This window comes from Shinella sp. AETb1-6, assembly GCF_009826875.1.
Classification (GTDB): Bacteria; Pseudomonadota; Alphaproteobacteria; order Rhizobiales; family Rhizobiaceae; genus Shinella; species Shinella sumterensis.
Window position 1 is genome coordinate 125,727 of the sequence record NZ_WUMM01000002.1, and the last position, 19,143, is coordinate 144,869.

General features: G+C 63.9%; 20 protein-coding genes and 1 tRNA gene. 8 read left to right on the forward strand and 13 right to left on the reverse strand.

What is annotated here, in order from left to right; translation table 11 throughout:
- Nucleotides 1–7 precede the first annotated feature (7 nt).
- Together GR158_RS03870 and GR158_RS03875 are read left to right on the forward strand one after the other, a co-directional pair.
- Nucleotides 8–397: a TIGR02300 family protein gene (locus GR158_RS03870; protein WP_134649645.1), complete on the forward strand. Its 390-nt coding sequence runs from the start codon at nucleotides 8–10 to the stop codon at nucleotides 395–397.
- A 144-nt stretch (nucleotides 398–541) separates the two neighbouring features.
- Nucleotides 542–617: transfer RNA gene (locus GR158_RS03875), tRNA-Ala, on the forward strand.
- Nucleotides 618–647: 30 nt separating this feature from the next.
- On the opposite strand, the gene GR158_RS03880 is transcribed toward GR158_RS03875, so the two are convergent.
- Entirely contained in the window at nucleotides 648–965 is a 318-nt protein-coding gene (locus tag GR158_RS03880; protein ID WP_370359662.1) for a DUF2934 domain-containing protein, read from the reverse strand.
- A 102-nt stretch (nucleotides 966–1,067) separates the two neighbouring features.
- Here GR158_RS03880 and GR158_RS03885 point away from each other — a divergent pair, with 102 nt between their 5' ends.
- Together GR158_RS03885 and GR158_RS03890 are read left to right on the forward strand one after the other, a co-directional pair.
- Complete coding sequence (locus tag GR158_RS03885) at nucleotides 1,068–2,234, forward strand: TMEM43 family protein (RefSeq protein ID WP_160870077.1); 1,167 nt, start codon at nucleotides 1,068–1,070, stop codon at nucleotides 2,232–2,234.
- Between the two features lie 24 nt (nucleotides 2,235–2,258).
- Complete coding sequence (locus GR158_RS03890) at nucleotides 2,259–3,050, forward strand: YdcF family protein (protein ID WP_134649631.1); 792 nt, start codon at nucleotides 2,259–2,261, stop codon at nucleotides 3,048–3,050.
- Between the two features lies 1 nt (nucleotide 3,051).
- On the opposite strand, the gene GR158_RS03895 is transcribed toward GR158_RS03890, so the two are convergent.
- Nucleotides 3,052–3,525, reverse strand: a complete 474-nt coding sequence (locus GR158_RS03895) for a hypothetical protein (protein ID WP_160870078.1) — start codon at nucleotides 3,523–3,525, stop codon at nucleotides 3,052–3,054.
- Between the two features lie 129 nt (nucleotides 3,526–3,654).
- On the opposite strand from GR158_RS03895, the gene GR158_RS03900 reads away from it, so the two are divergent.
- Nucleotides 3,655–4,290 carry a trimeric intracellular cation channel family protein gene (locus tag GR158_RS03900; RefSeq protein WP_134649629.1) on the forward strand — a complete coding sequence of 212 codons (636 nt, stop codon included), beginning with the start codon at nucleotides 3,655–3,657 and terminating at the stop codon, nucleotides 4,288–4,290.
- A gap of 5 nt (nucleotides 4,291–4,295) precedes the next feature.
- Here the strand turns inward: GR158_RS03900 and irrA are convergent, their stop codons facing one another.
- On the reverse strand, nucleotides 4,296–4,715 hold the full coding sequence (gene irrA, locus GR158_RS03905) for an iron response transcriptional regulator IrrA (protein ID WP_134649628.1): 420 nt from the start codon (nucleotides 4,713–4,715) through the stop codon (nucleotides 4,296–4,298).
- Between the two features lie 315 nt (nucleotides 4,716–5,030).
- Here irrA and fabA point away from each other — a divergent pair, with 315 nt between their 5' ends.
- The 3 genes from fabA to fabI all read left to right on the forward strand — a co-directional run bounded on the left by fabA (nucleotide 5,031) and on the right by fabI (nucleotide 7,657).
- On the forward strand, nucleotides 5,031–5,546 hold the full coding sequence (fabA, locus tag GR158_RS03910) for a 3-hydroxyacyl-[acyl-carrier-protein] dehydratase FabA (protein WP_134649627.1): 516 nt from the start codon (nucleotides 5,031–5,033) through the stop codon (nucleotides 5,544–5,546).
- Between the two features lie 75 nt (nucleotides 5,547–5,621).
- The gene (gene fabB, locus GR158_RS03915; protein WP_134649626.1) at nucleotides 5,622–6,845 is read left to right on the forward strand and encodes a beta-ketoacyl-ACP synthase I; all 1,224 of its coding nucleotides are present in this window, start codon (nucleotides 5,622–5,624) and stop codon (nucleotides 6,843–6,845) included.
- Nucleotides 6,846–6,850: 5 nt separating this feature from the next.
- Entirely contained in the window at nucleotides 6,851–7,657 is an 807-nt protein-coding gene (fabI, locus tag GR158_RS03920; RefSeq protein ID WP_160870079.1) for an enoyl-ACP reductase FabI, read from the forward strand.
- Nucleotides 7,658–7,705: 48 nt separating this feature from the next.
- Here fabI and GR158_RS03925 read toward each other — a convergent pair whose 3' ends face one another.
- The 10 genes from GR158_RS03925 to GR158_RS03970 form a co-directional block, all read right to left on the reverse strand.
- Complete coding sequence (locus GR158_RS03925; RefSeq protein WP_160870080.1) at nucleotides 7,706–7,933, reverse strand: hypothetical protein; 228 nt, start codon at nucleotides 7,931–7,933, stop codon at nucleotides 7,706–7,708.
- A gap of 99 nt (nucleotides 7,934–8,032) precedes the next feature.
- On the reverse strand, nucleotides 8,033–9,049 hold the full coding sequence (locus GR158_RS03930) for a class I SAM-dependent methyltransferase (protein ID WP_134649623.1): 1,017 nt from the start codon (nucleotides 9,047–9,049) through the stop codon (nucleotides 8,033–8,035).
- Between the two features lie 90 nt (nucleotides 9,050–9,139).
- A complete protein-coding gene (pnp, locus tag GR158_RS03935) occupies nucleotides 9,140–11,281 on the reverse strand; it encodes a polyribonucleotide nucleotidyltransferase (protein ID WP_160870081.1) in 2,142 nt (713 codons plus the stop codon).
- 338 nt (nucleotides 11,282–11,619) lie between these two features.
- The gene (gene rpsO / locus GR158_RS03940) at nucleotides 11,620–11,889 is read right to left on the reverse strand and encodes a 30S ribosomal protein S15 (protein WP_134649621.1); all 270 of its coding nucleotides are present in this window, start codon (nucleotides 11,887–11,889) and stop codon (nucleotides 11,620–11,622) included.
- A 140-nt stretch (nucleotides 11,890–12,029) separates the two neighbouring features.
- Nucleotides 12,030–12,347, reverse strand: coding sequence for an SH3 domain-containing protein (locus GR158_RS03945; RefSeq protein ID WP_160870082.1), 318 nt, complete (start codon nucleotides 12,345–12,347; stop codon nucleotides 12,030–12,032).
- 37 nt (nucleotides 12,348–12,384) lie between these two features.
- Entirely contained in the window at nucleotides 12,385–14,037 is a 1,653-nt protein-coding gene (locus tag GR158_RS03950; protein WP_160870083.1) for a sensor histidine kinase, read from the reverse strand.
- A gap of 217 nt (nucleotides 14,038–14,254) precedes the next feature.
- Nucleotides 14,255–15,187 (reverse strand): tRNA pseudouridine(55) synthase TruB, encoded by a 933-nt coding sequence (gene truB, locus GR158_RS03955; RefSeq protein WP_160870084.1) that lies wholly within the window; start codon nucleotides 15,185–15,187, stop codon nucleotides 14,255–14,257.
- A gap of 12 nt (nucleotides 15,188–15,199) precedes the next feature.
- Nucleotides 15,200–15,610 (reverse strand): 30S ribosome-binding factor RbfA, encoded by a 411-nt coding sequence (gene rbfA, locus GR158_RS03960; RefSeq protein WP_160870085.1) that lies wholly within the window; start codon nucleotides 15,608–15,610, stop codon nucleotides 15,200–15,202.
- 72 nt (nucleotides 15,611–15,682) lie between these two features.
- Complete coding sequence (gene infB, locus GR158_RS03965; RefSeq protein WP_134649616.1) at nucleotides 15,683–18,349, reverse strand: translation initiation factor IF-2; 2,667 nt, start codon at nucleotides 18,347–18,349, stop codon at nucleotides 15,683–15,685.
- Nucleotides 18,350–18,453: 104 nt separating this feature from the next.
- A complete protein-coding gene (locus GR158_RS03970; protein ID WP_134649615.1) occupies nucleotides 18,454–19,110 on the reverse strand; it encodes an RNA-binding protein in 657 nt (218 codons plus the stop codon).
- Nucleotides 19,111–19,143: the final 33 nt, after the last annotated feature.

The window sequence follows — 19,143 nt, forward strand, 5'->3', positions numbered from 1 at the left end:
TTTGACAGTGGCAAAACCGGAACTCGGAACCAAACGCATCGACCCGGAAACGGGCAAGAAGTTCTACGACCTGAACCGCGATCCGATCGTGTCGCCTTATACGGGCAAGTCCTATCCGCTTTCCTTCTTCGAGGAAACCTCCGCGGCCGCCGTCATGGAGAAGGATGAGGAAGAAGACGTCAACGAAGTCGATACCGAGAACACGGAAGTCGAACTGGTTTCGCTCGAGGATGCCGATGAAGATGCATCCGGCGGCGACGACATTCCGGATCTCGGCGATGACGACGTCGAAATCGACGGCGACGACGACGACACGTTCCTGGAACAGGACGAAGACGACGACAACGACGACATGAGCGACCTCATTGGCGTCACCGGCGACGAAGACGAAGCGTAACACCCTGATTTCCGGCCGATTTTAAAAAAATCGGCCGGAAATGATTTTTCGGCTTGCCATCCTCCGGCACGGCAAGTAATAAGCCGCACACCGAACGGCAACGCCGCTTCGGTTCCCGGAAACCGGCCTCGCCGGACCCGTTATGGGGCTATAGCTCAGCTGGGAGAGCGCTTGCATGGCATGCAAGAGGTCAGCGGTTCGATCCCGCTTAGCTCCACCAAACCTTCCCTAGACCAAACGTTTTCTGCTCTTACGGCTGCTCGCGCATGCCGGGTGTGGCTTCGCGCTGGTCGGCGTCTTCGAGGTCGGTCTTCACCAGGAACGTGTCCGAGTGCTGGCGTGCGGCTTCGCGGAGTGCGGCGAGGTTGGGCTCGTCGTCTCCTTCGATCTCACCGTTGCCCTGATCGATTTCGTGCTCGGCCTGATACCAGTGATCATCCGGCGTGCCGTCCGGCGCACCGGCCTGCTGCCACAGTTCGTAGGCGCGCTTGCGGATGCGATCTTCCCTTGTTTCGTCCATCTGCCTTCTCCCTTTGGTTCCGTAACGCGAGAACGGGCCGGCCGGCAGGATGTTCCTTGAGCCCGGCGCCGCTTGCGCGATACCGTCGGCGAGAATAAGCAGATTGGGATGTATGTTCCATGACGTAGATCAGTCTTGCTGGGGACGACAATGAGCTTCACCGAAACGACAACCACATCCTGGTTCTCCAGACTGAAGGGGGCGTTGATCAGGATCGTGGTCGGCCTGATCCTCGTTGTCGCCTGCATCTGGCTGCTTTTCTGGAACGAAGGGCGCTCGGTGAAGACCTACAGGGCGCTTGTCGAAGGCGCCGGGCTCGTCGTCTCCGTCGACAACAGCCGCGTCGACCCGGCCAATGACGGCAAGCTCGTCCATGTGTCCGGGCCGGTAAAGCCGGTCGGCGTGCCCGAGGACAATGTGCTCGGCATTTCGGCGGAAGGCGCGGCGGGCCTCGAACGCGTCGTCGAGATGTACCAGTGGGTGGAAACATCCCGGTCGGAGACCCGCAAGCAGCTCGGCGGCGGCGAGGAAACCGTGACCACCTATTCCTACAGCAAGGAATGGAAGCGCGATGCCGTCAACTCCAGCAATTTCCGTCAGGCTGGACACGACAATCCGCAAATGCCGATCGACGATGCGAGCTTCTTCGTCCCATCGGCGACGATCGGGGCCTTCAGCGTCGATGGCCGGGCCGCCGCGCGACTGGGCGACGAGCGGCCGATCCCGCTGAGCGCGTCGGACGCAACCCGCCTCGGCCAGGCCGCCGCCCTCGGCAAGCCGGCCTCCGTCGTCGGCGGCCAGGCGATCTTTTCCGCCAATCCGCAGAACCCCGAGATCGGCGACATCCGCATGTCCTTCACGCGCTCGGACATCGACAGCGCAAGCTTCGTCGGCGCGCAACGCGGCGCGGGCCTCGTGCCCTATACGACCTCGAACGGACGGGCGCTCTTCCTGAGCCAGGCCGGCCTCGTGGAAGCGCCCGCCATGTTCGACGCGGCACAGAGCGAAAACACCGTCATCACCTGGCTGGTGCGCGCCGGCGGGCTCATCGGCCTGTTCATCGGCTTCGTCTTCATCCTGTCGATCCTCGGCGTCATCGCCGATCTCGTGCCCTTCATCGGCTCGATCGTCCGCTTCGGCACGACCGCGATCGCGCTGATCTTCACCCTTCTGATCGGCCCGAGCGTGATCGCCATCGCCTGGATCACCTACCGCCCGCTCATCGCCGTCGCCGTTCTGGCCGCCGGCATTGCGCTGGCGGCGGGCATCCTTTATCTGCGACGGGGCAAGGCGGCACCCGCCGCCGTACCGGCCTGACACGAAAAGCGGGGTAAGCGACGCGTGACCTTCTACATTTCGAAGATCTTCTGGCTCGTCGCACAACCCCTTTCGCTGGCCTTCTTCCTCATCGTCGCCGGCCTGCTCGCCGGTTTGCTGAAGTGGAACCGCATCAGGACGCTTTCGAGCGTTCTGGCCGCGCTGGTCCTGTTCCTCACCCTGTTCACGACGACAGGCGCGGTGCTGCTGCAGACGCTGGAGGACCGCATCCCCCGCGCCGCGCTGCCCGAGGGCGGACCGGCCTGCATCATCACGCTCGGCGGCGGCTTCGAGGCTGACGTCACCACCGCGCGCGGCGGTTACGAGATGAACCAGGCGGGGGATCGCTTCGTGGAGACGCTGCGGCTTGCCCGCGAGTTTCCACAGGCGCGCATCCTGATTTCCGGCGGTGACGGCTCCCTGAGCGGTGATTTCGAAGGCGACGCGGTGATCGGCAGCCGCTTCCTCGCGGCCTTCGGCATTCCCGAAACCCGGCTCATCCGCGAGGGGGGATCGCGCGATACGTTCGAGAATGCGGATTACACGCAGGCGCTGCTTGCCGAAAACGGCCTGGAACGCTGCCTTCTCGTCACCTCGGCCTTTCATATGCCGCGCTCGATCGGGCTCTTCCGCAAACGCGGTCTCGAGATGCTGCCCTGGCCGACCGATTTCCGTACGACCGGCAAGGCGAGCCTCGGCCTCGACCTGACCCAGCCTTCGGTCAACAGCCAGTTGATGACGATGGCCGTTCGCGAGTGGATCGGGCTCGCCTTCTATTCCATGGCCGGCCGCACGAGCGCGTTCCTGCCGGAATAGGCTACTTCTTCGAGATCGTCTCGAAACGGGCATTGCGCACCCGGATCGTCATCACGCAGTATTCGCTGTCGTCGCGGCCGCAGCTGGCGGCATTGGCCTTCAGCTCCAGCACCATGTTTCCGAACCGCTTCTTCATGTCGTAGCCGTAGAGATCGGCGACCGCCGCAAGGAAGAACCCGCCCTCGGCGACGCGGATATAGAAGTGGTGCGGGCAGCCGACATTGCCGCAGAGACCGCCCGGCACGCCATCGCAGTTGACCGCGCCGAGATTGAAGATCGCGTCCACCAGACGGTCGTTGTTGAAGTCGACATAGTCGGCGAAATCCTCGCCATAGACCGCCGTCTTGCAGCGCTTGGCGACCTCCGCCTGCACGGCGGACAGCGCATCGGGCACGATGTTGGAGGCGCGGGCCGGCATGGCCATCGAAACGATGGCGGCGGAGAGGAGCGCCAGAAAACTCATGCGGATAGCCATCTCTCAAACCTTTCCATGGCACGCGATTCGGTCATTATGGGCCGCTGACGGTGCGCGGCGTGATTCTGCCGGCGCACTCTACTGCGGCAAGGCTGTCGCGAGGCTTGGCCCGCATGAGAGGGGAACACCGTGTCGATCCTGGAACTGCTTGACTATACGGGGGTGGCCGTCTTTGCCGCGACCGGCGCGCTTTCGGCCTCGCGCAAGCAGCTCGACATCATCGGCTTCCTGTTTCTTGCAGCCGCCACGGGCATCGGCGGCGGTACGTTCCGCGATGTCATTCTCGGGGCCACGCCCGTTTTCTGGGTGGTGAACCCGACCTATCTCATCGTCTGCGTCTCGGTCGCGCTCATCGTCTTCGTGCTCGCGCACCGCATCGAATCCCGTTACCGCCTGCTGCTGTGGCTGGATGCGATGGGTGTGTCGGCCTATTGCGTGATGGGGGCAGCCAAGGGCTTCGCGGCAACCGGCTCGCCGACGGTGGCAATCACCACCGGCGTGCTGACGGCAAGCTTCGGCGGGATCATCCGCGACCTGCTGGCGGGAGAGCCTTCGGTGCTGCTGCGCCCGGAGATCTACGTCACCGCCGCCCTCATCGGTGCGGCGGGCTTCACGGCGGCGACGGTCGCGGGCGCGCCGCTCTGGCTGGCATCGGCCATCGGCATCGCCGCGGCCTTCATCGTGCGCGGCGGCGCCTTGAAGTTCGGCTGGCGGTTCCCGGTCTACAAGGCCCGGCCCGGTCGCCACCCCGACGATGTGATGTAGAAATTTCAGCCCTTGCGCGGACGCAGGCGGATGATCACGTCGACATGGGCGATTTCCATGCCTTCCGGCGGCTCGGGCAGATTTCCGATCTCGATATTGCTCACGGGAATGTCGAGGACGTGGTTTTCACCTTCAACGAAAAAGTGATGGTGATCGGAAACGTTGGTATCGAAATAGGTCTTCGAGCTTTCGACCGCGAGCACGCGGATCATGCCCGCCTCGGTGAACTGGTGCAGCGTGTTGTAGACGGTGGCCAGAGAGACCGGAACGCCGGCGGTGACGGCTTCCTCGTGCAGTTCCTCCACCGTCAGGTGGCGGTCGCCCTTGGCGAAAAGCAGGTCGGCAAGGGCCACACGCTGGCGCGTCGGGCGCAGGCCGCAATGGCGCAGGCGCTCTTCGATGGGCATCTCGTGTGCATGCGTCATGATCGACGTATCCGCTTGTCTGGCCTTGAACTCTAATCCTGAACTTTCGATATAACTTTTGCTGGAGCGGTATTCAATAGGATTACGTCGGCTTCAACACGCGCAACATGCGGAAAAACCGGGCTCCCACCCGCCGTTCTGTACTTTGCACTGGCTGTCATGGCGAGCATCATGTATGCGGACAGCGGAAACAACGTCTCGCCCTGACAGGGCGCGGCGAGAAGACGAGGAGTTCAGGAGCGCTTCAATCCGCATCCTGCCTCCACCAAATCCATGCGAACCAAGGGTCGCTCAAGACCGGGGATGAGACATTCGATGACGAGCAGGCAATCCAGCTACAACTACGAGGAAATTCTGGCCTGCGGCCGTGGCGAGCTTTTCGGCCCCGGCAACGCACAGCTTCCTCTGCCGCCTATGCTGATGGTCCACCGCATCACCGATATTTCCGAAACCGGCGGCGCCTTCGACAAGGGCTATATCCGCGCCGAATACGATGTGAAGCCGGACGACTGGTATTTCCCCTGTCACTTCCAGGGCAACCCGATCATGCCGGGCTGCCTTGGCCTCGACGGCATGTGGCAGCTGACCGGCTTCTTCCTCGGCTGGCTCGGCGAGCCCGGCCGCGGCATGGCGCTGTCCACGGGCGAAGTGAAGTTCAAGGGCATGGTTCGTCCCGATACCAAGCTCCTCGAATACGGCATCGACTTCAAGCGCGTGATGCGCGGCCGCCTCGTGCTCGGCACGGCGGACGGCTGGCTGAAGGCCGATGGCGAAACCATCTATCAGGCGAGCGACCTGCGCGTCGGCCTGTCGAAGGACAAGGAAGCTTAAGGGCGGCGCCAGCCACCGGCAGCCTGAGGGCGGCATTCGCCCTCACCATGAGACGTTCTAGAAAAGGTCATGAATATGAGACGGGTAGTTGTCACGGGCTTGGGGATCGTATCCTCGATCGGGAACAATGCTGACGAGGTGACGGCTTCGCTGCGCGACGCGCGCTCGGGCATCAGCTTCTCGCAGGATTTCGCCGACCACGGCTTCAAGTGCCAGGTCTGGGGTTCGCCTAATATCGACACCACGGAACTCGTCGATCGCCGGGCCGCCCGCTTCCTCTCCCAGGGCGGTGCGTGGAACCACGTCGCCATGAAGCAGGCGATCGCCGATGCCGGCCTGGAAGAGGCCGACTATGCCGCCAATCCGCGCGCGGGCATCATCATGGGTTCGGGCGGTCCTTCCACCCGCACGCTGATCGAAGCCGCCGAAATCACGCTCAAGAACAACTCGCCCAAGCGCATCGGCCCCTTTGCCGTGCCGAAGGCGATGTCGTCCACGGCATCCGCGACGCTCGCCACCTGGTTCAAGATCCACGGCGTCAACTACTCGATCTCGTCGGCCTGCTCGACATCGGCGCATTGCATCGGCAATGCCGCCGAGATGATCCAGTGGGGCAAGCAGGACCTCATGTTCGCCGGCGGCCACGAGGATCTGGACTGGACCATGTCGAACCTGTTCGATGCGATGGGCGCCATGTCCTCCAAGTACAACGACACGCCCGCCACGGCCTCGCGCGCCTATGACGCGACCCGTGACGGCTTCGTCATTGCCGGCGGTGCTGGCGTTCTGGTTCTGGAGGAACTGGAACATGCCAAGGCGCGCGGCGCGAAGATCTATGCCGAAATCACCGGCTACGGCGCGACATCGGACGGTTACGACATGGTCGCCCCGTCGGGCGAAGGTGCGGTGCGCTGCATGCGCCAGGCGCTCGCCACCGTGAAGGGCGATGTCGACTACATCAACACGCACGGCACCTCGACGCCCGTCGGCGATTCCAAGGAGATCGGCGCGATCCGCGAAGTCTTCGGCGACAAGATCCCGCACATCCAGTCGACCAAGTCGCTGACCGGCCACTCGCTGGGTGCCGCCGGCGTGCAGGAATCGATCTACGGCCTGCTGATGATGCAGGCGGGTTTCATCGGCGAGAGCGCGCATATCACCGAGCTCGACCCGGAATTCGACGGCGTTCCGATCGTGCGCAAGCGCATCGACAATGCGAAGATCGATACGGTTCTTTCCAATTCCTTCGGTTTCGGCGGCACGAACGCCACGCTGGTCTTCCAGCGCCACAACGGATGACAGGCATGACGGGGATCATGAACGGCAAGCGCGGCCTCATCATGGGGGTCGCGAACAACCACTCCATCGCATGGGGCATCTCGCAGAAGCTCGCGAACCAGGGCGCGGAACTCGCCTTTACCTATCAGGGTGAGGCGCTCGGCAAGCGGGTGAAGCCGCTGGCCGCCGAGCTCGGCTCCGATTTCGTCATTCCCTGCGATGTCGAGGACATCGCATCGGTCGACGCCACGATCGAGGCGATCAAGGAAAAGTGGGGCAAGCTCGACTTCGTGGTGCATGCCATCGGCTTTTCCGACAAGAACGAGCTGAAGGGCCTCTATGCGAACACCACGCGTGAGAACTTCTCGCGCACGATGGTGATCTCCTGCTTCTCCTTCACCGAAATCGCCAAGCGTGCGGCCGAGCTGATGACGGACGGCGGCGCGATGCTGACGCTGACCTATGGCGGTTCCACCCGCATCATGCCGAACTACAACGTCATGGGTGTTGCCAAGGCGGCCCTCGAAGCCTCCGTGCGCTACCTCGCCGGCGACTACGGCCCGCAGGGCATCCGTGTGAATGCGATCTCCGCGGGCCCGATCCGGACGCTGGCAGGTGCGGGCATCTCGGATGCGCGCGCCATGCTCTCCTGGCAGCAGAAGAACGCACCGCTGCGCCGCACGGTCACGATCGAGGATGTCGGCAATTCGGCGCTTTACCTGCTTTCCGACCTGTCGAGCGGCGTGACCGGCGAAATCCACTATGTGGATTCCGGCTACAACATCACCTCCATGCCGACGCTGGAGCGGCTGGCCAAGGCAGACAGCGAGTAACGAACAAACGGCGCGGAGTTACACTTCGCGCCGTTTCTCCTTGATCGATCAAAGCACCAAGAGAATACCGACAAGCAGGACCATCGCGACCAGGATGCCAAGCAGCATCGTGCGCACGCGGCTGTTCATTTCGATCGGCTTGCCATCAGCCCCTCGCCTCAAGAAAGCGAGCGGCGATTCGGAAGGCGGCGTATGCCCCTCCCCCTGTTTCACGTCCTTGGCGATGACTTCCGCCACGTCTTCCATGATCGGCGGTCTGGCAGGTCCAAAAGCCATTGCAGGCCTCCTGAACGGCTACGGTCCCGTCATGGTGGACCTGTTTCAGGAAAATGGCAATCGGCGCAACCGGAAGCCGACGCCGGTCCCCCCTGAACCTCAACGACGGCCGAAGAGGACCTTGAAGCGGGCGTTGCGGCAGACTTCGCCGCTTTCCTTGAAGGCTTCCTTCAGCACCGGCTCGTAGGGCAGGCCGCGATTGGCGACCATCAGCAGGCGGCCGCCGATCTTCAAGGACTTTGCCGCCATCCGGATCATGCCGGCGCCGAGGGAGTGATCGGCGGCATGGCCTTCGTGGAAGGGCGGGTTCATGACGATGAGGTCGTAGTGATCGCGCGGGGTTTCGGCCGTCAGATCGAACCAGTAGAAGCGCGCGGGAACGTTCGGGCAGTTCTCCGCCATGTTCTCCTTGGCCGCTTCCAGCGCCTCGTAATGCGCCTCGAACAGGTCGACGCCCTTCGCCTGCGGCGCACGATCGGCGAGCATGACGGAGAGGTAGCCCCAGCCCGCGCCGAAATCGGCGGCGTGGCCGTTGAAATCTTCGGGAATGCGGCTGGCAAGCAGCTCGGAGCCGTCGTCAATGCGGTCGTGGGAGAACATGCCCGGTGCCGCGGTAAAGCGGCCGTCGACGCGCACCGGCTTGGCCGCCAGCTTGGCAATCGCCTCCGCCGGATCCTCCGGACGGGCAAACCAGATGGCGAGGCCATGATATTTCGGCATGGAATCGCCCGTCAGGCCGAGCTGGTCGAGACGCTTGCGCATCGACTGCACGCCGTCTTCCTTGCTGCCCGCGACGACGATCAGGCCGCCGGTGCGAACGCGCCGCAGGGCCTCTGCAATGCGGTTCTCGTTTTCACCCTTGTGCTTGTTCATCAGGATGAGCGCGCCGTCGAAATCCTCGCCCTCGATGAGCGGCGTCACCGGCTGGCGCACGGCTTCCAGGCCACGATAGAGCGACCGCAGCGGCTGGACCGCCTCCAGCGACGCGGCAAAACCTTCCGGCGGGCGCTGGCCGGCTTCCGCGCCGAGGAAGAGGTAACGTTCGCCCTCGCCGGGCATGCCGAGCGTGCCGGAGGCAAAGGGGTGGAACAGGGTCTTCAGGGCATCGCGGGTCATGGTCGGCTCACAGCGTGGGGTTTCAGACGTTCAAAAGAAAGGGCGCGGAACATGCCGCTCCGCGCCCCTTCCCAAAGGTAGAGGGTCCGATTACTCGGCGGCTTCGCCGTCGGCCTTCTTCTCGGCAACGATCTCCTTGCCGGTTGCCTGGTCGACGACCTTCATGGAGAGGCGAACCTTGCCGCGCTCGTCGAAGCCCATCAGCTTGACCCAGACCTTGTCGCCTTCCTTGACGACGTCGGAGGTCTTGGCAACGCGCTCGGACGCGAGCTGCGAGATGTGCACGAGGCCATCGCGCGGGCCGAAGAAGTTGACGAAGGCGCCGAAGTCGGCGGTCTTGACGACCGTGCCTTCGTAGATCATGCCGACTTCCGGTTCAGCCACGATCGAGTGGATCCACTTGCGGGCCGCCTCGATTTCCTTGCCGGAGGACGATGCGATCTTGATCGTGCCGTCGTCTTCGATGTTGATCTTGGCGCCGGTCTTTTCGACGATCTCGCGGATGACCTTGCCGCCCGTGCCGATGACTTCACGGATCTTGTCGACCGGGATGTTCATCACTTCGATGCGCGGCGCGAACTCGCCAAGCTGCGAGCGGCCTTCGGAGATGGCATTGGCCATTTCGCCGAGGATGTGCTTGCGGCCGCCCTGTGCCTGGCTGAGCGCGACCTTCATGATCTCTTCGGTGATACCGGCGATCTTGATGTCCATCTGCAGCGAGGTGATGCCGTCGGCGGTGCCGGCGACCTTGAAGTCCATGTCGCCGAGGTGGTCTTCGTCACCGAGGATGTCGGAGAGAACCGCGAAACGGTCACCTTCGAGGATCAGGCCCATGGCGATACCGGCAACGGGCTTGGCCAGCGGAACGCCGGCGTCCATCAGCGCGAGCGAGGTGCCGCAGACCGTGGCCATCGAGGACGAGCCGTTCGACTCGGTGATCTCGGAAACGACGCGCAGCGTGTAGGGGAACTGTTCCGCCGTCGGCAGCATCGGGCGGATAGCACGCCATGCAAGCTTGCCGTGGCCGATTTCGCGGCGGCCCGGGGAGCCCATGCGGCCCGTTTCACCGACCGAGTAGGGCGGGAAGTTGTAGTGCAGCAGGAAGCGTTCCTTGTACATGCCGGTCAGGCTGTCGACATACTGCTCGTCTTCGCCGGTGCCGAGCGTGGCAACGACCACGGCCTGGGTTTCACCGCGGGTGAAGAGAGCCGAGCCGTGCGTGCGCGGCAGGATACCGACTTCCGATACGATGGCGCGAACGGTGTCGAGATCGCGGCCGTCGATACGGCTCTTGGTGTCGAGGATGTTCCAGCGAACGATCTTCGCCTGCAGGTGCTTGAACACCGAGCCGATGACTTCGGCGGAGTACTTGGGCTCGACGCCCTCGGGCAGGAAGTGTGCCTTCACCTTGGCCTTGACGGCGTCGACGGCGGCGTAACGGTCGGCCTTCTGGGTGATCTTGTAGGCGGCGCGCAGTTCGGTTTCCGCGATGCCGAGCATTTCGGCTTCGAGTTCGGAATAGTCTTCCGGCTGGAAGTCGCGCGGTTCCTTGGCAGCCACTTCGGCGAGCTTGATGATCGCGTCGATGACCGGCTGGAAGCCCTTGTGGCCGAACATGACAGCGCCGAGCATGACGTCTTCGTTCAGTTCCTTGGCTTCGGATTCCACCATCAGGACGGCGTCCTGGGTGCCGGCGACGACGAGGTCGAGAACCGATTCATCCATCTCGTCGAGATGCGGGTTCAGGACGTATTCGCCGTTGATGTAGCCGACGCGTGCGCCGCCGACCGGGCCCATGAAGGGAACGCCGGAGATCGTGAGCGCTGCGGAAGCGGCAACCATCGACAGAACGTCGGGATCGTTTTCGAGGTCATGCTGGACGACAGTGACGACGACCTGCGTGTCGTTCTTGTAGCCTTCCGGGAAAAGCGGGCGGATCGGACGGTCGATCAGGCGGGAAACCAGCGTTTCCTTTTCCGACGGACGGCCTTCGCGCTTGAAGTAGCCACCCGGGATCTTGCCGGCGGCGTAGGTCTTTTCCTGGTAGTTGACGGTGAGCGGGAAGAAATCCTGGCCCGGCTTCGGCGCCTTGGCCGAGACGACGGTGGCGAGTACGACGGTCTCGCCGTAGGTCGCGAGAACCGCGCCGTCAGCCTGGCGGGCGATCTTGCCGGTTTCCAGCTTGAGCGGACGGCCCGCCCATTCGATTTCAACCGTATGGGTATCGAACATGTCTTGTCCTTCGTAAGGCGGATACGCGCACCGCCGCCCGAAAAGGCGCAGGTGGTCTATCCGCTTCATGACGCATCATGGGCAAGACAACGGGAGGCTTCGTGTTTGCTGGCCGCAATTCCGGACGGAAACCGTTCTGGAACCGCTTCTCAGGGAAGCATCCTGCAATCCTGCCCCATGACAGGTCATCGGTTGGTTCCGCAGGTCCGGCCCATCCGGCCTGCTGGATAATGCCATCTCGCGAGGCGGCCTCGACCGGCACTGGCGAAACGGTACGGCGGAATTGTCTTCCGCAAAAGAATGCGGCGGGCGCTCGTGAGAACGCCCGCCGAAATTGCTTAGCGGCGAATACCCAGGGCAGCAATCAGCTTGCTGTAACGGGATTCATCCTTCTTCTTGAGGTAGTCAAGAAGCGAGCGGCGGCTGGACACCATCGTCAGAAGGCCACGACGGGAGTGGTTGTCCTTCTTGTGACCCTTGAAGTGTTCCGTCAGGTTGTTGATGCGCTCGGTCAGGATCGCAACCTGGACTTCCGGCGAACCGGTGTCGCCTTCGACAGTTGCGTATTCCTTGATCAGCGCAGCCTTGCGCTCAGCAGTGATCGACATCGTATGTCCTTTCATGAATGGAGAACCAGAAGTCGCCAAAAGCCGGGATGTCGTCCAGCGATGGCCGTGAGGCAAGGGGCAAAAGCCCGCATTGCTGGCGGTGCCTATAAACCATTCGCTTGTGAAAGGGAAGGCCCGTTCTACCGCTGCGGCACCGGCAGGCTGGGTGCGGCCTTCGCCGCATCGCTCGTCGCCGGGCAAACGACATAGGCTGCAAAGATCCATCCAAGCTGCCGACCGTGCACCGAAACCAGCAGCCAGCGTTTCGTGCCGAGCTTGCGCTGGTCGAGGATGACGACGCCGGTGCCATTCGCAAGCGTCGTGAGAACAGGACCGTTCGGCGCGGCGCGCACGTTGAGGGGCGTGCCCGTGGGATCGTCGACCAGGCACTCCCCGGCCAGCGCCGGCGAGACGAGGAGGAGGCCGCCAAGAGCCGCAGCACGCAGAAGAAATCTCATGGAATAGCCCCGAGCATGAGAAGGAGCCGCCGTTCTATCATGAATTGTGGCGTGCGTGATGAGCTTCCTCATCGCGCAACCGCGCAAGCGGGATCGTGACACGCCATTCGATACCGTCGTCGTGCACGATGAAGTCGAGCTTGGCATCCAGCGCCATGCCGAGCATGCGCTCCAGGACCACGCTGCCGAAGCCCTTCCGGCTAGCCGCGATGGCCTCCCTGTCGATCGACGCCTTGCTCTCGCGCCAGACGAGATTGAGATCCTCGCCCTTCGCCACCCAGCTCAGCGAGACGATGCCCCTTTCGTTTGCCAGCGCACCGTATTTCGTTGCATTGGTCGAAAGCTCGTGCAGCGCCATGCCGAGCGTTTGCGAGGCCTGCGGATCGAGCAGAACGGCAGGGCCCGTAATGCGCACGCGGGCCGCATCGTCGGGCGTGAACGGCTTCAACTGGTTCTTGGCAAGCTCCATCAGGTTGATGCCGTCGGATGCATTGGCGATCATCAGGTCGGTCGAGCGGGCCAGCCCCGCCACGCGCTTGCGGAAGGTTTCTGCGAAATCGGCGGCATTCTCCGCGCCGGCTGCCGACTGGTTCAGCATGGCCTGGATGACGGTGAGCTGGTTCTTGGAGCGGTGCGCCACCTCACGCATGAGGAAGCGAACCTCGTTTTCGGATTTAACCCGCGCGTCCGCCGCTTCCGCCAGCGCACGCGACACCGTCTCCAGTTCGGTGATGGCATAGGGCCGTGCGGCGACGCGCTCGCCATGCCCGAGCCTGCGGGCATCATGCGCAAGCAGCCGGACGTCCCGCGACAGGACCCGCGCGATGCCGACCGCGCCGATCGCGGCCAGCAGCGCGAAGACCACGCCGCCGATCACCAGCCAGCGTATCGACGAGGCCGCCGGCGCCTGCACGTCGGAGGATTTCGCCCAGGCGATCATGCGCCAGCCCGCCAGCGACGAGAACTCGGTGACGATCTGATAATTCGTGCCGTCCTGCCGCATGGTGCTGACGCCGAGGCGCAGGGATGGCACCACGCGCAGGAAAAATTCCGTACCGGTCTTCTGTTTCTCGTCCGTCGAGGCGATCACGGTGCCCGTGCTGTCGATGACCGCGGCGTTCCAGCCGGGGGACAGGACATCCGGATTGACCGCACGGCGCAAGGCGTCGGCATTCTTCGTCAGCGTCAGCAGAACCTGCCGGCCGTTCGAAAGCCGCATGGGCTGGTAGACGTTGAAGACCCATTGCTGCGCCGTCCGGCCGAAGAAGATATCCGAGACCATGCGCTCGCCGCGCGCCAGCGCCAGGCTTGCGGAGGTCGGATCGGACGCCATGTTGAGGGCAGTGCCATAGGGCACGCGCGTGTTGACGAGCTGACGCATCGCCGGATCGATGACGAGAAAATGGATATCCGTGCCTTCGAGCGTCTTGCTGGCCTGCGCATGCAGCCCGGCAAAGTCGCCCTGCACCAAGCTCTCCGATGTGGAGAGAAAGTTCAGCGTCGAGAACATGCCGGAAATTTCACGCTCGACGGCGCGGTTCACGGCGCTCGTCGAGGTGCGCAGCAGCGATTCGAAAATCCGCTCCTGCGCCTCGTTGGTGCGCTTCAGAACCACCATGGAAAACAGGAAGGCCGGCACGATCAGGACGAGGATCATGCAGACGAGATAGAAGAGGACCGGATAGTGCATGCGCCGGCGTCCGACGGCAGGTTTTGCCTCCGCGTCTCCGGCAGAGATCGTTCTGTCAGTCGGCGCAATCGTCAACGGCCAGCCCTTTTCACCCTTCCCTCAGGAGCGATCACGGCGGCGCACGCCGCCCACCCCGCCCCGGAGCGAACCTTGCAGGCCCATAAAGCCTGTTGCTTGTGGTGAAATCAAGTCGGGGGCGGTTGGTTCCGCCCCCATATCAACCTTGAAAGACCCGCTTGGGGCGGAACTCGCCGCCGCCGATTTCGCCGATCGCCACCAGCTTGCCGCGCGCCGTGGCATAGGCCTCGTCGGCGGAAACCGGCGCATCGCGGCCGCGAAGGATGATGGGATTGCCCATGCGCAGCCGATGCGCCTGGTCATCGTTGATGATGATCTGCGGCAGGTTGGAGAGGGCCTCGCCCGTATCGATCAGAAAGGCGTCCAGCGCCGCGAGGCGCTCGGCTTCGTCCTCGATCTTTTCCAGCGCCACCAGATCGGCGAGCGGCACCATGTCGTCCTCGCCGAACGGCGCGACGAAGGTGCGGCGCAGCGCCGAGATATGACCGTAACAGCCGAGCTGGCGGCCGAAATCGCGGGCGAGCGCGCGCACATAGGTCCCCTTGCCGCACTCCACTTCGAAGCGCGCGGTGTTCTCGTCCGACGCGATCAGCGTCAGGCGGTGGATTTCCACCTCACGCGACGGGATTTCCACCGTCTCGCCTTCGCGGGCGAGATCATAGGCACGCTCGCCATCGATCTTGATGGCCGAAAACTGCGGGGGGATCTGCTGGATGGTGCCGGTATAGTCGCCGAGGATCGCCTTGATCTCTTCGGCGGTCGGGCGCTTGCCGGAACTCTGCGTCACCTCGCCTTCGAGGTCGTCCGTCGTGCGCTCCTCGCCCCAGGTGACCGTGAACTCATAGATCTTGCGGCCGTCCATGACGTAGGGAACGGTCTTGGTCGCATCGCCCAGCGCGATCGGCAGCATGCCGGAGGCGAGCGGATCGAGCGTGCCGGCATGACCGGCCTTCTGGGCCTTGAGAAGCCACTTGATCTTGGCGACGGCTTCGGTCGAGCCGAAATCGAACGGCTTGTCGAGAATAAGCCAGCCGGAAACCGGCCGGCCCTTGGGTTTGCGGGGCTTGGACATCTTTATCCTGGGTTACTTGTCGTCGTCGCCGCCATCGGCGGAAAGGTCGCGCGCCACTTCGGGCGAGCGCAGGAGCTCGTCGATCTTCTTGTAATTGTCGAAGCTCGTATCGTCGCGGAAGCGGACGTCCGGCATGTATTTCATCTGGCGCAGCTGCGGGCCGAGGCGGCCGCGGATGAACTTCGCATTGCGGTTGAGCGCCTCGATGACCGTGTCGTGATCCTTGACGCCCAGCGGCGTGACATAGGCCGTCGCATGCTTCAGGTCCGGCGACATGCGGACTTCCGAAATCGAGATCACCGTCTTTTCGAGAAGCGGATCACGCACTTCGCCGCGCTGGAGAACCTGGGTCAGGGCCGCGCGCACCTGCTCGCCGACGCGCAGCATGCGTTGCGACGGTGCGGAGGTAGTTGCTCTTGCCATGGTCGTTACCTTCAAAAAAATGCGAGCGCCGAAAAGGTCCGGCGCTCGCACGATATTGGGATCGCCGGACGCTTACAGCGTGCGGGTGATGTGCTCCACGCGGAAGCACTCGATCGTGTCGCCCGCGCGGATGTCCTCGTAGTTCTCGAAGGCCATGCCGCATTCCTGGCCCATCGGCACTTCGGCGACTTCGTCCTTGAAGCGCTTGAGGGTCTTGAGCTTGCCTTCATGGATGACGACGTTGTCGCGCACGAGGCGCACGCCGGCACCACGCTCGACCTTGCCTTCGATGACGCGGCAACCCGCGACCTTGCCGACCTTCGTGATGTTGAACACCTCGAGGATCTCGGCATTGCCGAGGAAGGTTTCGCGACGCTCCGGCGAGAGCAGGCCCGACATCGCCGCCTTCACGTCATCCACCAGATCGTAGATGATGTTGTAGTAGCGGATTTCGAGACCGGCGCGTTCGGCCGCCGTGCGTGCCTGGGCATTCGCACGGACGTTGAAGCCGATGATCGCGGCATTGGACGCTTCGGCGAGCGAAATGTCCGACTCGGTGATGGCGCCGGCACCCGAATGCACGATGCGCACGCGCACTTCGTCCGTGCCCAGCTTGTCGAGCGCGCCGGCAATGGCTTCGATCGAGCCCTGCACGTCGCCCTTGATGAGCAGCGGGAACTCCTTGAGGCCCGTGTTCTGCAGCTGGCTCATCATCTGCTCGAGCGAACCGCGCGAACCGGCCTGACGCGCCACCTGCTTCTCGCGGGCGAGGCGCTGGCGGTATTCGGAGATCTCGCGGGCGCGGCTCTCGTTCTCGACGACGGCGAACTTGTCACCGGCGGCCGGCGTGCCGGACAGGCCAAGCACCTCGACCGGCATGGACGGACCGGCTTCCTTGACGTGCTCGCCCTTGTCGTTGACCAGCGCACGCACGCGGCCCCACTGATCGCCTGCGACCAGGATCTGGCCGGGCTTCAGCGTACCGGTCTGAACCAGCACGGTTGCAACGGCGCCGCGGCCGCGATCCAGCTGGGCTTCGACGACGACGCCTTCGGCCGTGCGGTTCGGGTTCGCCTTGAGGTCGAGGATTTCGGCCTGCAGCAGGACGGCTTCGAGCAGCTTGTCGAGGTTGAGGCGGTTCTTGGCCGACACTTCCACGTCGAGCGTTTCACCGCCCATGGATTCGACGAAGACCTCGTGCTGGAGGAGCTGGTTGCGCACCTTCTGCGGGTCGGCTTCGTGCTTGTCGATCTTGTTGATCGCCACGATGATCGGCACGCCGGCCGCCTTGGCGTGGTTGATGGACTCGATCGTCTGCGGCATCACGCTGTCGTCGGCGGCGACCACGAGGATCGCGATATCCGTCGCCTGCGCACCACGGGCACGCATGGCGGTGAACGCGGCGTGGCCGGGGGTGTCGATGAAGGTGATCTTGTGACCGTTGTGCTCGACCTGGTAGGCGCCGATATGCTGCGTGATGCCACCGGCTTCGCCGGCGACCGTGTTGGCCTGGCGGATGGCATCGAGCAGCGAGGTCTTGCCGTGGTCGACGTGACCCATGATGGTCACGATCGGCGGACGGCTTTGCAGATCGCCGGCATCGTCGGTGACGTTGAAGATGCCTTCTTCGACGTCGGATTCCGAAACGCGCTTGACGGTGTGGCCGAATTCGCCCGCGATGAGTTCAGCCAGGTCGGCGTCGATCAGATCGCCGGGCTTCATCATCTGCCCTTCCTTCATCAGGTACTTGATGACGTCGACGGCGCGTTCGGACATGCGCTGCGACAGTTCCTGAATGGTGATGGTTTCCGGCAGGATGACCTCGCGCATGACCTTCTCGCGGGTTTCCTGCATCTGGCTGCGCTTGAACTTCTCCTGGCGGCGACGCATCGCCGACAGCGAGCGGCCGCGCTGCGAGCCGTCCTCGTCCGTCGAAGCGGTGGTGAGCGTCAGCTTGCCCTGGCGGCGGCCGTCGTCGGACTTCGGACGGGCCGGAGCCTTGGCCGGCTCGGGACGCTTGATGGCGCCGCGGTTGGCGGGCACGCCGCCACGCGGACGCTTGTCGTCATCGTCGTCCGCATCGCGGCGACCACGACCGGGAACTCCGGCCGGCGCGGCAACGGGCACGCGGCCCGGCTGCGGACGCGTTTCGGCAGCAGCGGGAGCAGCAGCGCGTGCGACCGGCTGCGGTTCGACGACTTCCGGTTCGGGCGCGGGTGCGGCGGCCTCGTTGGCGCGGCGCTCGGCCTCTTCCTTCTCGCGCTGGATGCGGGCTTCTTCCTCAGCCTTGCGGCGGGCTTCTTCCTCGACCTTGCGGCGGGCCTCGTCCTCGGCGCGCTGGCGCGCTTCGGCGGCATCGCGGATCTGGGCTTCGGCAAGCGCGCGGCGGCGGGCCTCGACCTCATCGGGCGAAAGCTGGTTCAGCACGACGCCGACACGCGGACGGCTCTGCTCGGCCGAACGCGAAGGCTGCTGCTGGACCGGCCGCGACTGCTGCGGCGCGGGACGCGTCTGCTGAGGTTCGGGCTGGCGCTGCACGGGCGTGACAGGCGCCGACGCCTGGCGGTCTTCGCCCGGGCGGCTGAAATGGCGCTTGGTGCGGGTCTCGACCACGACGGCCTTCGTGCGGCCACGACCCATGTCCTGGCGCACGGTTCCCTGCTGAACCCCCGAGGGCTTCAGGCTCAGGGTCTTCTTGCCAGCCACACTGATCGTCTTGTCGTCTTCGTTGTCGGTCATTCCGTTCCGTTCCTAAGATCAGGGCCGGATGCGTATCACCAGACCCCGTCGTTCAATTGTGTTCACCCAATGCGAATTCGGCCGGCCGAATGCCGGTAACCGCGTCATTGGTTCGTCTGGCCAGCGCCACCTTTTGTCATCATCAGGCTGTCGCCCCGATATTTTTCGAGCATGATTGCGCGCTTCACTACACCCTCACCCGCCTGCCCTGCAAGCGCTGCGGCATGGATAAACGCATTCTGGCCCAAAAGCCCCTCCAATTCGCTCTCGGAGAAGAGCCTGAAGGAGGGAATTTCCGTTTCGTCATCGGTAAGGAAGCTTGCGGCCTTCCTCGCCTGGTCAATCTTTCGCACCCCGTCCGCCGCCGCATCCGTCGCGTGGAAGACGGCCAATGCCGCCAGAGCGCGAACCGCCTGATCGACCTTGGAGGAGCCTGTGATGAACTGTCCGGCCTTGCGCGCCATGTTCATCATGCCGCCGAGCTGGGCCGCGATCAGCCTGTCCACTTCCGCGCCGAGTTCCGGCGCGGCCTTCGCCTCCGCCTTCAACGCACGCCCGAAAAGCTTTCTGGCGACCGCCTTGTCGACGATCGCCCGTTCTGCCTTCACCCAGCATCCGCGTCCGGGAAGTTGACGCTTGAGATCCGGAACGACGCTGCCGTCCGGGCCCAGGACAAAGCGGATCAGATCATCCGCCTCGCCCTTTTCGCGCGTCACGATGCACATGCGGTCGTTCACGCCGTCCTCGTCTTTCCTGCCCATATAGGTTTCCGCTCTTGTCAACGCAAACCGCTA